The sequence below is a fragment of the Erwinia sp. 1181_3 genome (assembly GCF_052824965.1).
The window spans coordinates 194399-208490 of record NZ_VTDE01000001.1 but is presented as its reverse complement, the minus strand read 5'-3'; the positions used below and the strand labels follow the sequence as shown (position 1 = coordinate 208490).

Sequence of the window (14092 nt, the reverse complement as noted above, 5' to 3'; positions counted from 1 at the left end):
AAATGAAAAAACGCCGTATTGCAGTGATTTGGATCGCCATGTGGCAATAATCTGGTGAAAAATAATGTAAAGGCGCTTTTTGAAGCAACTAATGGCTGTATTTTAGCCTGTTTATCGTTATTTAGCCACTTGCAGGCTCAACTGGCGAATAATTCCGGCGGTCATACCCCAGATAAAGTAGTCATCGAACCATGAAAGCCAGACGCGGTGCATCTGTCCTGAGCGCTGGATATCCAACGGCGCATAACGCCCGAGACGCAGCGCTTCACGCAACGGCATCTCAAATACCGATTCCACTTCATCTTCATTTGCATGCCAGTTAAGACCCGGCGGCAGCACGCCAACCACTGGCGTGACCTGAAAACCGGTGCTGCTGGTCACCGGGGGCAGCACGCCAATAACCCGCACAGCATCGGGCGGTATGGCGACTTCTTCCTGCGCTTCACGCAGGGCGGTAGCCACCAGAGAAGCATCGCTGCTGTCCATCATGCCTCCGGGGAAAGCCACCTGGCCCGCATGCTTGCGCAGTGACGCGGCGCGACGTGTCAGCAGTAACGTCGGTTCAGGATGCGCAATAATCGGCACCAGGACTGCAGCCTGTCGACGAGGCAAATTGCGCTGGCCTGCCTCTGGCGGTTGCAGCATGAAACGCGTCAGAAAGCGCGTGAGTGATGGATGCTCAGCGTTCATCAGGCGGTGACTCCAGGCAGGGCAAAATGCGATTCACTTTATCAAACGTCTCCTGATACTCAGAGGCTTCATCGCTGTCGGCGACAATACCGCCGCCGGCAGCACAATATAGCGTACTGTCTTCAGCAATCAGGGTGCGAATGGTGATGCTGGTATCCATCCGCCCGCAGACGCTGATATAGCCGATACTGCCACACCAGGCATTACGCCGTTGAGGTTCCAGCGTTTCAATAATTTCCATCGCCCGTACTTTTGGTGCGCCGGTAATGGAGCCGCCGGGGAAACAGGCGCGCAGTAAATCACAGGCGGTCAGCTCATGCTTCAGCACGGCGGTAATGGTGCTGACAAGATGATGTACTGCCGGGAAAGGCTCGACGACAAATAACTCAGGGACGTTGACACTGCCCGGCGTTGCTACCCGACCGATATCATTGCGCAGCAGATCCACAATCATCAGATTCTCGCTGCGATCCTTCGGCGACTGCGCCAGCTTCTCGCCTTGCAGGCGATCGGCAACCGGGTCCGCGAGGCGGGGGAGTGTGCCTTTAATCGGGCGGGTTTCAATCTGCCGGTGGCGCAGTTTAATAAACCGTTCCGGAGAAAGACTGAGGAGCACGCTGCCTGGCAAACGGATAAAGGCGCTAAACGGCGCGCGGTTAGCACGGCACAGCAGTAAAAAGGCCTGCCATTCATCACCGCAATAGCGGGCGGCGAAGCGCTGCGCCAGATTGACCTGATAGCAGTCACCGGACAGTAACCACTGTTGCACCTGACGAAATTTTTCGCCGTATTGCTCACGCGTCATATTTGCCTGCCACGCGCTGGTGAGCTGGAAAGGTTCCGCTGGTATTGTCTGCCCGGCATCCAGCCACGCCAGACGCGCTGCGAGGTCGCCCTGAACCACCAACGTTAGCGTCTTCTTGTGATGATCGGCGATTAACGCCCAGTCATAGATGCCCACCGCCATATCCGGTGTGGTCAGCTGTTGCTCGGCCGTCGTGGGTATTCGCTCAAAACGGCGGCCCAGATCATAACCAAACAGGCCAAGTGCGCCACCCTGAAAAGGCAGGTCATCATGCTGCTGCGCCTGTAATCCGCAGGCTGTTAACTGCTGCTGGAGCAGCGCCAGCGGGTCGTCTTCGCTAACGCGGCGGGTGCTATCCTGTTCAATCACGGTCTGCATACCGCGCGTGGTCAGCGTCACCCGGGGGTCAGCGACCATAATATCGAATCGGTTATCACTGTGATCGGCGAAACCGGAATGCAGCAGCATCGCCCAGGGCCGATGGGACAGGCGGGCAAAATGATGCTCAACGGCATCTGGCGTATACTTAAGAAGATGATAAACAGGCGACATGGTTCTTCAGCAGAGAAAATTTCAATGAGACGCCAAGCGTGACATATTTTTATGCTGCTGGCATCTCTTTGTCGCCCGTGGAATAATCCGCACCGCAAATCACCCCAGGAGTCACTATGTCTACAGGATTACCCGCGTTATCACACGAACAGCAGCAGGACGCGGTTGAACGCATTCATAAGCTGATGTCAGAGGGAATGAGCAGCGGCGAGGCGATTGGCCTGGTGGCAGCTGAAATCCGTGAGAACCACACTGGCGGCAATGTTCCGGTGATGTTCGATGAAGATGAAGAAGATTACATGGGTGACAACAACCACGACGACGAAGAAGAAGAGTACGACGAATAAGTGGTTAACCCCTGCCAGCCCGGCAGGGGGAAAGCATTACCTGGCAGCAATCACTTTAATTTCGACCAGATATTTCGGGTTCATCAGGTTGGCCTGCACTGTGCAGCGCACCGGTGCGTTACCTGGAGACACCCACGCATCCCACGCGCGATTCATCGCCGCAAAATCCGATTTATTCACCAGAAAAATGGTGGCATCCAGAATCTTACTTTTGTCTGAACCGACGCGAGTCAGTAGTTTATCGATCACCGCCAGGGCATTCGCCGTCTGCGCTTCAGCATCGTCATCCAGATTTTCCGGCACGCTGGTGTAATACACCGTATCGTTATGTATAACGGCTTCGGACATACGATGTTCAGGATCAATACGTTCAATGGTCATGCTGGCTCCTTTTAAATGCACTCAAAACCGCGACAGACTGGCACAGATTAGCGGTGCCTGTCATCTAAAGGGTGGAGTGCGCTGGCGGATACTGCCATAATCACTGTCGTTTTAACCAGGTGGTGAGGGTATGTGGTAGACGATTTTGCAGCAGATGGCGCTCTGGCGCAGGCGATTCCCGGCTTCAGGCCACGTGAACCTCAGCGTGAGATGGCGGCTGCGGTAGCGCGTGCCATTGACAGCAAAAGTGAGCTGGTCGTGGAAGCCGGAACCGGTACGGGGAAAACCTATGCCTATCTGGCCCCGGCGCTGCGTTCGGGAAAAAAAGTGATCGTCTCGACCGGATCAAAAGCGTTGCAGGATCAGCTCTACAGCCGCGATCTGCCAACGGTGGCGAAGGCGCTCAAATTCAAAGGCATCATGGCGCTGCTGAAAGGGCGGTCCAACTATCTCTGCCTGGAGCGACTGGAGCAGCAGTCGATGGCCGGGGGCGAGCTGGCGGTGCAGGCAATGAGCGATCTCGTTCATCTCCGCGGCTGGTCAAACGAAACGGTGGATGGTGATATCAGCACCTGCGGTGGCGTAGCGGAAGACAGCACCATCTGGCCGCTGGTCACCAGCACCAACGATAACTGTCTGGGCAGTGACTGCCCGCAGTATAAAGACTGTTTTGTGGTGAAAGCGCGACGTAAAGCGATGGATGCTGATGTGGTGGTGGTCAATCATCATCTGTTCCTGGCCGATATGGTGGTGAAGGAGAGTGGCTTTGCCGAGCTGATCCCCGATGCCGACGTGATGATTTTCGATGAAGCACATCAGGTTCCGGATATCGCCAGCCAGTATTTCGGGCAACAACTTTCCAGCCGCCAGCTGCTCGATCTGGCGAAAGACATCACCATTGCCTACCGCACCGAAGTCCGTGATATGCAGCAGCTCCAGAAGTCGGCCGATCGCCTGGCGCAAAGCACTCAGGATTTTCGTCTGTCATTAGGCGATCCCGGTTTTCGCGGTAACCTGCGAGAGCTGCTGAGCAACCCGCAGATCCAGCGTGCCCTGCTGCTGTTGGATGATGCACTTGAACTGTGTTACGACGTGGCGAAACTCTCACTGGGGCGCTCTGCGTTATTGGATGCGGCATTCGAACGTGCGTCACTTTATCGCGGGCGCCTGAAACGCCTGAAAGACACCACGCAGCCCGGTTTCAGCTACTGGTATGAATGTAACGCGCGTAATTTTGTACTGGCGTTGACCCCGCTCTCCGTTTCCGACCGTTTCCGTGAAGTGATGGATGAACGCCCGGCGAGCTGGATATTTACCTCAGCGACGCTGGCGGTGAATGAACAGATGACACACTTTGTTGAACGGCTTGGCGTGGGGAAGGCGGAGACGTTGATCCTCAACAGCCCGTTTGATTTCGCCCGCCAGGCGCTCCTCTGTGTGCCGCGTAACCTGCCTTCACCCAATCAGCCTGGCGGTGCCCGCCAGTTGGCCAGAATGATGAAACCGCTGATTGAAGCCAATAATGGCCGTTGCTTCTTCCTCTGTACGTCACACCAGGTGATGCGTGAGCTGGCGGCCGAGTTCCGCGCCTCCATGACGCTTCCTGTTTTGCTCCAGGGGGAAACCAGCAAAGGACAGATCCTCAAGCAGTTTGTTGCGGCAGGCAATGCACTGCTGGTGGCGACGAACAGTTTCTGGGAAGGGGTGGACGTGCGTGGCGATGCATTATCACTGGTGATTATCGATAAGCTGCCGTTTACCTCGCCAGAGGATCCGTTGCTGAAAGCCCGCATGGAAGACTGTAAAGTCCGGGGCGGTGAACCGTTTGACGACGTCCAACTGCCCGATGCGGTGATCGCGCTTAAACAGGGTGTGGGACGTTTGATTCGTGACGTTGACGACCGTGGCGTGCTGGTGATCTGTGATAATCGTCTGGTGATGCGCCCTTACGGGGCGGTATTTCTTAACAGCCTGCCGCCAACGCCGCGCACGCGCGATCTGCAAAAAGCCGTGGACTTTCTCCAGTCAACGACGCAGCAGTCATTAATCTAACGGCGATGTGCTATGATGCGCGCCGAAAATTTTCTCCCCTGAGGTTAGTATGTCCACGCGAATTTTAGCCATTGATACGGCAACGGAAGCCTGTTCGGTCGCACTACTGAATGAAGATCGGTTGCTGGCACATTTTGAACTTTGTGCCCGGGAACATACGCAACGCATCCTGCCGCTGGTGCAGCAAATTTTGCAGGAAGGCGGCGTTGCGCTGAAGGACCTGGATGCGCTGGCCTTTGGCCGCGGGCCCGGCAGTTTTACCGGTGTGCGTATTGGCATCGGCATTGCTCAGGGGTTATCGCTGGGGGCAAACTTGCCGTTAATCGGCGTGTCGACACTGAAAACCATGGCGCAGAGCGCCTGGCGTCTGCACGGTGCCAGCCGTGTTCTGGCGGCGATTGATGCGCGGATGGGCGAAGTGTATTGGGCCGAATATCAGCGTGATGAGCAGGGCAACTGGCAGGGTGAAGAAACAGAAGCCGTGCTGAAACCCGATGCCGCAGCGGCGCGGATGGCAGCGCTGAGCGGGCAGTGGGCCTGTGTGGGCACCGGCTGGCAAGCCTGGCCGCAGCTGGCAGAAAACAGCGCGCTGGCATTGACGTTATCAGATGTGACGCTGCCCTGCGCCGAAGATATGCTGCCGCTGGCACAACAGGCGCTGGCAGCCGGTATGACCGTCGCCCCCGAACATGCTGAACCGACCTATCTGCGTAATGAAGTGACATGGAAAAAATTACCGGGCCGCGAGTAGTGGCAGCAACTATTTGAATCGGTAGCAGTCGAAGTAGCATAACAATGGGGGAGTTTCTATGCGTAAATCCAGTGTCTGGCAGTGCAGTGTTCTGTTCTTAGCATCGCTGGTATTAAGCGGCTGTGTTACCGTGCCTGATTCGATAAAAGGGCATTCAGAGACCCCGCAACAGGATCTGGCGCGAGTGCTGAATGCTCCTGAGCTGTTTATTGGCCAGGAGTCACGTTTTGGCGGTAAGGTCCTCAAGGTGGACAATCGTAACGGGATGACACGCCTGGAGATTGCCGCAATGCCCCTCGATGAAGGCGCCAGGCCGACGCTGGGTTCACCGTCTATTGGCCGCATTTTTGCCGATGTGAACGGCTTTGTCGATCCGGTCGATTTTAATCAGCAGATGGTCACCGTTGTCGGCACTATTAGCGGGACTGAGAAAGGCAAAATTGGTGATGCGCAGTATAACTTTGTGGTCATCAAGGTCACAGGCTATCAGCGCTGGCATATGTCCCAGCAGATCGTTACCCCGCCGCAGCCAATTGATCCGTGGATCTGGTACGGTCCAGGCTATGGCCGCCATCGCGGAGGCTACTGGGGCCCCGCTCCCTGGGGTTACTACAATCCCGGTCCCGCTCAGGTGCAGACCATTCTTACCCCATAATTCGTATCGTATAAAAGAGACACGGCAGATCCGCTGGATATCAGCGGATAGGCCTTTTTTAATTGATTCTCTCAGGATGAGAGAAATTTAGTGATGGGCTTCGCAACCTCTCAATAGAGACCTGAGCAAACTGGTACGCTGAGTTAAAATAATGTTAACAGGCGCTGAAAGGTTGAGGCTGCGATGACGACAAATTATCATTTTCGAGGTGATTCCTTGCATAAGGTTTGGTTAAACCGTTATCCGGCGGATGTTCCGGCGGAGATTAATCCTGATCGTTATGGCTCTTTAATCGATCTGTTTGAACACGCGGTATTGCGTTACGCTACGCAAACGGCGTTTATCAATATGGGGAAGAGTCTTACTTTCCAGCAGCTCGATGACCGCAGTCGGGCCTTTGCGGCCTATTTACAACAGGGATTAGGGCTAAAGAAAGGCGACCGTATCGCACTGATGATGCCCAATCTGCTGCAATATCCGATCGCGCTGTTTGGCATTCTTCGTGCCGGAATGATCGTGGTTAACGTCAATCCGCTTTATACCCCGCGAGAACTGGAACATCAGCTCAATGACAGCGGTGCCAGCGCTATTGTGATTGTCTCTAACTTCGCCCATACGCTGGAAAAAGTGGTGGCGAAGACAACAGTGAAGCATGTAATCCTCACCCGCCTGGGTGACCAGCTTTCGCCTGCGAAGGGGACATTGGTTAACTTCGTGGTGAAGTATATTAAAAAGATGGTGCCGAAATACTATCTTCCCGGTGCGATATCTTTCCGTCAGGCGCTGCAAAACGGTGCGCAGATGGAGTATGTCAAACCGACGATCATTAATGACGATCTCGCTTTCCTGCAATATACCGGTGGGACCACCGGGGTGGCGAAAGGGGCAATGCTGACCCACCGGAATATGCAGGCAAACCTCGAACAAACAAAAGCCACCTACGGCTCGCTGTTGAAAGCGGGTGAAGAAACCGTGGTAACGGCATTGCCGCTGTATCATATCTTCGCCCTCACAGTGAACTGCCTGCTGTTTATCGAACTGGGGGGGGCTAACCTGCTTATCACCAATCCGCGTGATATTCCGGGGCTGGTCAAAGAACTGAGTAAACATCCTTTCACCGCTATTACGGGGGTGAATACTTTGTTTAATGCGCTGCTCAATGATGATGCCTTTAATAAGCTGGATTTCTCCACGCTGACGTTATCCGCAGGCGGCGGGATGGCGGTACAAAAAGCGGTTGCCGAACGCTGGGAAAAGCTGACAGGTCACTATCTGCTGGAAGGATACGGTCTGACCGAATGTTCCCCACTGGTTTCAGTGAACCCGTATGATATTCAGTGCCACAACGGCAGCATTGGCCTGCCGGTTCCCTCTACTGATATTATGCTGGTGGATGATAACGGTAATGAAGTGCCAGAAGGGGAGCCGGGTGAGTTGTGCATAAAAGGGCCGCAGGTCATGCTGGGCTACTGGCAGCACCCGGATGCGACCGATGAAGTTTTAAAAAATGGATGGCTTCGCAGCGGTGATATTGTTACCGTTGATCACGAAGGTTTCCTGCGTATTATCGATCGTAAAAAGGATATGATTCTGGTTTCCGGTTTCAATGTTTATCCTAATGAGATTGAAGATGTCCTGATGCTGCACCCGAAAGTACGTGAAGCCGCCGCCATCGGTGTTCCAAATGATGTGGCGGGCGAAACGGTGAAAGTTTGTGTGGTGAAAAAAGATGATTCACTGACCAAAGAAGAGCTTATCATCCACTGCAAGCGGCATCTGACAGGCTATAAAATACCCAGAATTGTTGAGTTTCGGGATGAGCTTCCGAAAACCAACGTCGGCAAAATCCTGCGCCGTGAACTGCGCGAGGAAGCGATAAAAGCCCAACCCCCTTTAGACTGAGGGGCGTTGCTTTTTGCCGATATCTATCATGCCGGGTTACCCGGCATTTTTATTGCGCCATTACAGTTGACCACCGGCATCATCCGCCAGTGGCGAGAGAACGCTATTTTGAATTACATCATGATCACCACTAATGACGCGCTGGCTGAGGTTTGTCTGCGTGCCCGCCAGGTTCCTGCTCTGGCGCTGGATACTGAATTTGTTCGCACCCGCACCTATTACCCGCGACTGGGTCTGATACAACTGTTTGACGGTGAAACCATCTCGCTGATTGACCCTTTGCCGATTACCGACTGGACGCCGTTCCGTGACCTCCTGATGGACCAGCAGGTCGTCAAATATCTGCATGCCGGCAGTGAAGATCTTGAAGTCTTCCAGCATGAGTTTGGGGTGTTGCCGCAGCCGATGATTGATACACAGATCCTCGCCGCGTTCAGCGGCCGCCCGCTCTCCTGCGGTTTTGCAACCATCGTAGAGTCCTTCACCGGGATCGCGCTGGATAAAAGCGAATCACGCACTGACTGGCTCGCGCGTCCATTGACGGAAAAGCAGTGCGTTTATGCTGCAGCCGATGTTTTCTATCTGCTACCGATTGCCGTCAAGCTGGTGGCAGAAACGGAAGACGCCGGGCAAATGGCCGCTGCACTGGATGAGTGTCGTCTGCTGTGCCAGCGCCGTACCACCGTGGTTGACCCGCAGGAAGCGTATCGCGAGATCGCCAATGCGTGGCAACTGCGTCCGCGTCAGCTTGCTGCATTGCGCCTGCTGGCGGCATGGCGTCTGACGCTGGCCCGCGAAAAAGATATGGCAGTGAATTTTGTGGTGCGTGAAGAGAACCTGTGGAAGGTCGCACGCTATATGCCGGGTTCCCTTGGCGAGCTTGATCATCTGGGGTTGCCGGGGCAGGAGATCCGTTTCCACGGTAAGGCGCTGGTGGCGATGGTCGCTGAAGCGAATGCGCTCGGGGAAGATGAGCTGCCGGAAGCGGTGCCGAATCTCATCGATTACCCGAACTACAAGCAGGTGTTCAAAAGTCTGAAAGCCCTGGTGGCAGAAACGGCGGAGCAGCATGGCGTCAGCCAGGAGTTGCTGGCATCGCGTCGTCAGATTAATCAGTTGCTGAACTGGCACTGGAAATTGAAGCCACAGGCCGGTAAACCGGAGTTGGTAGATGGCTGGCGGGGGACATTACTTGAAGACGGGATTGCTGACATTTTAGCGGCACACTAAATCCTGCAATTTTCCCCTGCACCATAGCAGGGGAAAATCATGAGCAGGAGAAGATCATTTCGGTGCTTCTTCCGTTTCCGTTTCCGGTAACGTTACGTTCAGTTCGAGAATAGAAATATCATCATCTTTTTGATCCAGCTTCACAGTCAGCATCTCCGGATCAATTTTCACGTATTTACAGATCACTTCCAGAATATCCCTTTTCAACTGTGGCAGATAGTGGGGCTCGCTATCGCCCCTTCTGCGCTCCGCCACAATAATCTGTAGCCGTTCCTTGGCAATATTGGCTGTGCTCTTTTTACGGGATAAAAAGAAATCGAGTAAGGCCATGGTTTATCCCCCAAACAGGCGTTTCAGGAAACCCTTCTTCTCTTCTTCAATGAAGCGGAAGGGGCGTTCTTCTCCGAGCAGGCGGTCAACAGTATCAGCATAGGCTTTACCTGCGTCGGATTCGGCATCCAGGATCACGGGCTCACCCTGGTTCGAGGCACGCAGTACTGACTGATCTTCCGGGATAACGCCGGCCAGAGGAATACGCAGAATCTCAAGCACGTCTTCCATGCTCAGCATATCACCACGATTCACGCGTCCCGGATTGTAGCGGGTCAGCAGCAGGTGTTCTTTAATTGCATCCTGGCCTCTTTCAGCGCGGCGTGATTTAGAGGACAGAATGCCGAGAATACGGTCGGAGTCACGTACAGAAGAGACTTCCGGGTTGGTGGTAATAATCGCTTCATCGGCGAAATAGAGCGCCATCAGCGCACCGGTTTCGATGCCCGCCGGTGAATCACAGACAATGAACTCAAAATCCATGGTCGCCAGGTCATCCAGCACTTTTTCCACGCCTTCGCGGGTCAGCGCATCTTTATCACGCGTCTGAGAGGCTGGCAGGATAAACAGATTTTCAGTGCGTTTGTCTTTGATTAACGCCTGGTTCAGCGTGGCATCACCCTGGATGACGTTAACGAAGTCATACACCACGCGGCGCTCACAGCCCATGATTAAATCCAGATTACGCAGGCCGATATCAAAGTCGATAACGACAGTTTTTTTCCCTTTCTGCGCCAAACCGGTAGCGATGGCCGCGCTGGACGTGGTTTTACCCACGCCTCCCTTACCCGATGTAACAACAATAATGCGTGCCATAAAATAATTTCCTTAAGAAAAGAAAGGGCTCGAGAGCCTGGCTCAGTTCAGTGTCTGTATAGTCAATGCGCCGTCCTTGAGACAAAGACGAGACGCTTTTCCGAAAAATTCAGCAGGGATTTGATCCATAAGCCAGTAATTTCCAGCAATGGATACCAACTCTGCAGATAAACTGGTGCAAAAAATCTGAGACTGCTTGTCGCCAGACGCGCCAGCCAGCGCGCGGCCGCGCATCATGCCATAAATGTGGATATTGCCATCGGCAATCAGCTCGGCACCCGCGCTGACGCTGCTGGTGACGATCAGGTCGCAGTTTTTGGCATAAATCTGCTGACCGGAACGCACCGGGGTACTGATAAGCCGGGTTTTTATGGCGGGTTGTTCGACAGGAATGGCCACAGGCGGTGCACTCTCAGCGCTGAACTTCTGTTCTTTGCCTTCGCTCAACACCGGCAGGCCGGACCGGGCAATCATGCGTTTCAACTGCTCATCTTTGCAGCCGCTGATACCCACAATGTGCAGACCCGTTTCGGCGATTGCCTGCTGCATTTGTCGCCAGTTCACCTCTCGGGTTAACGAGGATACGTTGATCACCACCGGGGCATTTTTCAGAAAAGCTGGAGCCTGACTGACTTTTTCCTGAATGGCTTTACGCACCGTTTCAGGGTCGGTGTGATGCAAATGAACGACTGACAGCGTAAAACTGCTGCCCTTTAACTCGATTGGCGATTGTGACATCTGTCCCGCTCAGTCCTGTTATTTCCTATCCTGGCTAAATCAACGCCACTTTCAGGCGTTAAATCAAGACAGGCAATATTCCGAAGTTCTGCAAGCATGTTATAGTTACTGTAATATTCAGGCAAGTCACCATCCAGGTTAATTCGAGTAAAAAATATGTTTTGTGTGATCTACAGAAGTCCCCAGCGTGACCAGACTTATCTTTATGTTGAAAAAAAAGACGATTTCTCACGCGTCCCTGAAGCGTTGCTGAAGGGCTTTGGCAAGCCGAAACTGGCGATGTTGCTTCCGTTGGACGGCAGCAAGAAGTTGGTGGGGGCGGATATTGAAAAAGTGAAAACCGCGCTGCGCGATGAGGGGTTTTATTTACAATTGCCTCCGCCGCTGGAAAGTCTGCTTAAGATGCATCTTAACGATGTTAAAAAAGATTAATTCGGAATCATCTGCAAATATATCTTCGCCGGTCAGGGATCGCTTTTTATTTTAAATTACCGGTGTAGATAGCGATAAAAGGATGCCCGCATGAAGCTCTCAGCCCGAAATTTCTTCGTATTTTCTCTCTTTCTGGTGGGGAGCTCTGCCAGCCACGCCGCCTTCCTAAACTCCGGTAACAGCACAAACACGTCAGACACCACGCTGGCACAGCAGGGCCGCGACCCGGCACAATTTCCTGCTTTCGTTGAGCAGCTCAAAGCACAGGCCCGTCAGCAGGGTTATGATGATGCGACTATCGAGACGGCGTTTACCGGCGTGCATTTTGTTGACCGGGTCATTAAATCCGATCGCGGACAGCTGGAAAACAAAGTCACCCTCAACGATTATCTGACCCGCGTGATCACGCCAGAAAAGATCGCTCAGGCCCGGGAATATTGGCAGCAATACCACAACCAGCTGCAACCGATAGCCGATGCCTCCGGCGTTCAGACACAATATATTGTCGCGCTGTGGGCGCTTGAGAGTCACTTCGGCAGGATTCAGGGCAAGGAGGAGGTGGTCTCTGCTCTGGCCACGCTGGCCTTTGAAGGCCGGAGAGAAGCCTTCTTCACGAAAGAACTGATGGCAGCGCTACGAATCATCCAACGCCAACAGATGACAGCCGCTGAGCTGAAAGGATCGTGGGCAGGGGCGATGGGTCAGAGCCAGTTTATGCCCAGCTCCTTCCTGAATTACGGAAAGGATGGTGATGGTGACGGCAAAATTGATATCTGGAACAATCTGGATGATGTCTTTGCCTCCACAGCGAACTATTTACAACGTGAAGGCTGGCGAGCCGGGCAGGGGTGGGGCGTGGAAGTGACGTTGCCGGCTGATTTTAATGCGCAACTGGCGGGATTAAAAACGGCACAGGCCAAAACCCCGGCGCAGTGGCAGCAGTCAGGCGTACAGCTACTGCATCCCGAACAGAACAGCAGCAGCCAGCGCGCCTGGATCATCACGCCACAGGACGGTGACGGTCGTTCATTCATGGTTTATGACAATTTCCGAACGTTGATGCACTGGAATCGGTCTTATTATTTCGCTATCAGTATTGGCATGATGGCCGATGCCATCGCAGCGCAGTAAAAAGAACAGTCAGCAGATATGCGGCGGCATGATGTCGGCGCAGCCACTCTAACGAAGCAGGGGAAAAGCATGTATCAGCACCATAACTGGCAGGGCGCATTGTTAGATTTTCCGGTCAGCAAAGTGGTTTGCGTTGGGAGTAACTACGCAAACCACATTAAAGAGATGGGCAGCGCGACACCTACGGAACCCGTACTGTTTATTAAACCGGAAACTGCGCTGTGTGATATCCGCCAGCCGCTCTCTATTCCAAAAAACCTCGGTGCCGTGCATCACGAGGTCGAGCTGGCGATACTGATTGGCGCGACACTCAAGCATGCGACCGAAGAACACGTCGCGCAGGCGATTGCCGGGTATGGTGTTGCGTTGGATTTAACCTTACGCGATGTTCAGGCAGGCTGTAAGAAAGCCGGACAGCCTTGGGAAAAAGCCAAGGGATTCGATAATTCCTGCCCGCTGTCCGGTTTTATTCCGGTGAGTGAATTCAAACACGACCCTCAGGATGTCGAGCTGAAATTGATCGTCAACGGAGAGGTCCGCCAGCAGGGAACGACTGCTGACATGATCCATAAAATCTTGCCGTTGATTGCGTATATGAGCCAGTTCTTTACCCTGCGCGCGGGCGATGTGATCCTGACCGGGACACCGGAAGGTGTGGGGCCGATGGTCTCAGGCGATCGTCTTGAAGTGTCGCTCGGCGGCCACGGTGTTGCCACGCGCGTGCTGTAAAACTTGCAACTAAAGCCTAAACCCTCTATAAGGTGCGGGCTTTTACTTTTACCGGACACCCAACATGACTGATACCCCTTTCTGGCAGCGTAAAACGCTGGAACAAATGAGCGACGAGGAATGGGAGTCCTTATGTGATGGCTGTGGCCAGTGTTGCCTGAATAAGTTACAGGACGCCGACACCGATGAAATCTATTTCACCAACGTTGCCTGTAATCAGCTGAATATCAAAAGCTGCCAATGCCGTAACTATGAGCGCCGCTTCGAACTGGAAGAGGACTGTATTAAGCTGACGCGCGAAAATCTGCCCACCTTTCAATGGTTACCGCCAAGTTGCGCGTACCGTGTGCTGGCTGAAGGGAAAACTCTGCCACCCTGGCATCCGCTGCGAAGTGGTTCACGTGCAACTATGCATGCTGCGCGTATTTCGGTACGGCATATTGCCGTGCATGAAAGTGAAGTGGTTGACTGGGAAGAGCATATTATCAACCGCCCGCGCTGGTACGGTAAATAGACGTTCAGAGTGGGTATGATAAGCAGAAAAGCTCCGC

16 protein-coding genes are annotated in these 14092 nt (G+C 53.7%); 10 read left to right on the top strand and 6 right to left on the bottom strand.

Features of this window, described 5'->3' with window-relative positions; all coding sequences use genetic code 11:
• Positions 1–117 precede the first annotated feature (117 nt).
• Together FY046_RS00945 and pabB are read right to left on the bottom strand one after the other, a co-directional pair.
• Positions 118–690, bottom strand: coding sequence for a CoA pyrophosphatase (locus FY046_RS00945; protein WP_133841832.1), 573 nt, complete (start codon positions 688–690; stop codon positions 118–120).
• Positions 680–2047 (bottom strand): aminodeoxychorismate synthase component 1, encoded by a 1368-nt coding sequence (gene pabB / locus FY046_RS00940; RefSeq protein ID WP_446185604.1) that lies wholly within the window; start codon positions 2045–2047, stop codon positions 680–682. The genes FY046_RS00945 and pabB overlap by 11 nt, the downstream gene beginning before the upstream one ends.
• A 116-nt stretch (positions 2048–2163) precedes the next feature.
• Here pabB and FY046_RS00935 point away from each other — a divergent pair, with 116 nt between their 5' ends.
• Positions 2164–2394, top strand: a complete 231-nt coding sequence (locus tag FY046_RS00935; protein ID WP_133841834.1) for a YoaH family protein — start codon at positions 2164–2166, stop codon at positions 2392–2394.
• A 36-nt stretch (positions 2395–2430) separates the two neighbouring features.
• Here the strand turns inward: FY046_RS00935 and FY046_RS00930 are convergent, their stop codons facing one another.
• A complete protein-coding gene (locus tag FY046_RS00930) occupies positions 2431–2775 on the bottom strand; it encodes a RidA family protein (RefSeq protein WP_133841835.1) in 345 nt (114 codons plus the stop codon).
• A gap of 132 nt (positions 2776–2907) precedes the next feature.
• Here FY046_RS00930 and FY046_RS00925 point away from each other — a divergent pair, with 132 nt between their 5' ends.
• The 5 genes from FY046_RS00925 (at position 2908) to rnd (ending at position 9365) form a co-directional block, all read left to right on the top strand.
• A complete protein-coding gene (locus FY046_RS00925) occupies positions 2908–4827 on the top strand; it encodes an ATP-dependent DNA helicase (RefSeq protein WP_159336542.1) in 1920 nt (639 codons plus the stop codon).
• Between the two features lie 49 nt (positions 4828–4876).
• A complete protein-coding gene (tsaB, locus tag FY046_RS00920; RefSeq protein ID WP_133841837.1) occupies positions 4877–5578 on the top strand; it encodes a tRNA (adenosine(37)-N6)-threonylcarbamoyltransferase complex dimerization subunit type 1 TsaB in 702 nt (233 codons plus the stop codon).
• A gap of 58 nt (positions 5579–5636) precedes the next feature.
• Positions 5637–6233 carry a Slp family lipoprotein gene (locus tag FY046_RS00915; RefSeq protein ID WP_133841838.1) on the top strand — a complete coding sequence of 199 codons (597 nt, stop codon included), beginning with the start codon at positions 5637–5639 and terminating at the stop codon, positions 6231–6233.
• Positions 6234–6449: 216 nt separating this feature from the next.
• On the top strand, positions 6450–8135 hold the full coding sequence (gene fadD, locus FY046_RS00910) for a long-chain-fatty-acid--CoA ligase FadD (RefSeq protein WP_446185603.1): 1686 nt from the start codon (positions 6450–6452) through the stop codon (positions 8133–8135).
• Positions 8136–8255: 120 nt separating this feature from the next.
• Positions 8256–9365 (top strand): ribonuclease D, encoded by a 1110-nt coding sequence (gene rnd, locus FY046_RS00905; protein WP_133842141.1) that lies wholly within the window; start codon positions 8256–8258, stop codon positions 9363–9365.
• A 54-nt stretch (positions 9366–9419) separates the two neighbouring features.
• Here the strand turns inward: rnd and minE are convergent, their stop codons facing one another.
• From minE to minC, 3 genes are read right to left on the bottom strand one after another with little or no spacing between them, the layout of a single operon-like run.
• The gene (gene minE / locus FY046_RS00900) at positions 9420–9695 is read right to left on the bottom strand and encodes a cell division topological specificity factor MinE (protein ID WP_133841840.1); all 276 of its coding nucleotides are present in this window, start codon (positions 9693–9695) and stop codon (positions 9420–9422) included.
• 3 nt (positions 9696–9698) lie between these two features.
• Complete coding sequence (gene minD, locus FY046_RS00895) at positions 9699–10511, bottom strand: septum site-determining protein MinD (RefSeq protein ID WP_062746173.1); 813 nt, start codon at positions 10509–10511, stop codon at positions 9699–9701.
• A 42-nt stretch (positions 10512–10553) separates the two neighbouring features.
• Positions 10554–11249, bottom strand: a complete 696-nt coding sequence (gene minC, locus FY046_RS00890; RefSeq protein ID WP_133841841.1) for a septum site-determining protein MinC — start codon at positions 11247–11249, stop codon at positions 10554–10556.
• Positions 11250–11405: 156 nt separating this feature from the next.
• Here minC and FY046_RS00885 point away from each other — a divergent pair, with 156 nt between their 5' ends.
• The 4 genes from FY046_RS00885 to FY046_RS00870 all read left to right on the top strand — a co-directional run bounded on the left by FY046_RS00885 (position 11406) and on the right by FY046_RS00870 (position 14055).
• Positions 11406–11681 carry a YcgL domain-containing protein gene (locus FY046_RS00885; RefSeq protein ID WP_133841842.1) on the top strand — a complete coding sequence of 92 codons (276 nt, stop codon included), beginning with the start codon at positions 11406–11408 and terminating at the stop codon, positions 11679–11681.
• 90 nt (positions 11682–11771) lie between these two features.
• Positions 11772–12812, top strand: a complete 1041-nt coding sequence (locus FY046_RS00880) for a lytic murein transglycosylase (protein WP_167863792.1) — start codon at positions 11772–11774, stop codon at positions 12810–12812.
• 69 nt (positions 12813–12881) lie between these two features.
• Positions 12882–13541 (top strand): fumarylacetoacetate hydrolase family protein, encoded by a 660-nt coding sequence (locus FY046_RS00875; RefSeq protein ID WP_133841844.1) that lies wholly within the window; start codon positions 12882–12884, stop codon positions 13539–13541.
• 64 nt (positions 13542–13605) lie between these two features.
• Entirely contained in the window at positions 13606–14055 is a 450-nt protein-coding gene (locus tag FY046_RS00870; protein ID WP_446185602.1) for a YcgN family cysteine cluster protein, read from the top strand.
• Positions 14056–14092: the final 37 nt, after the last annotated feature.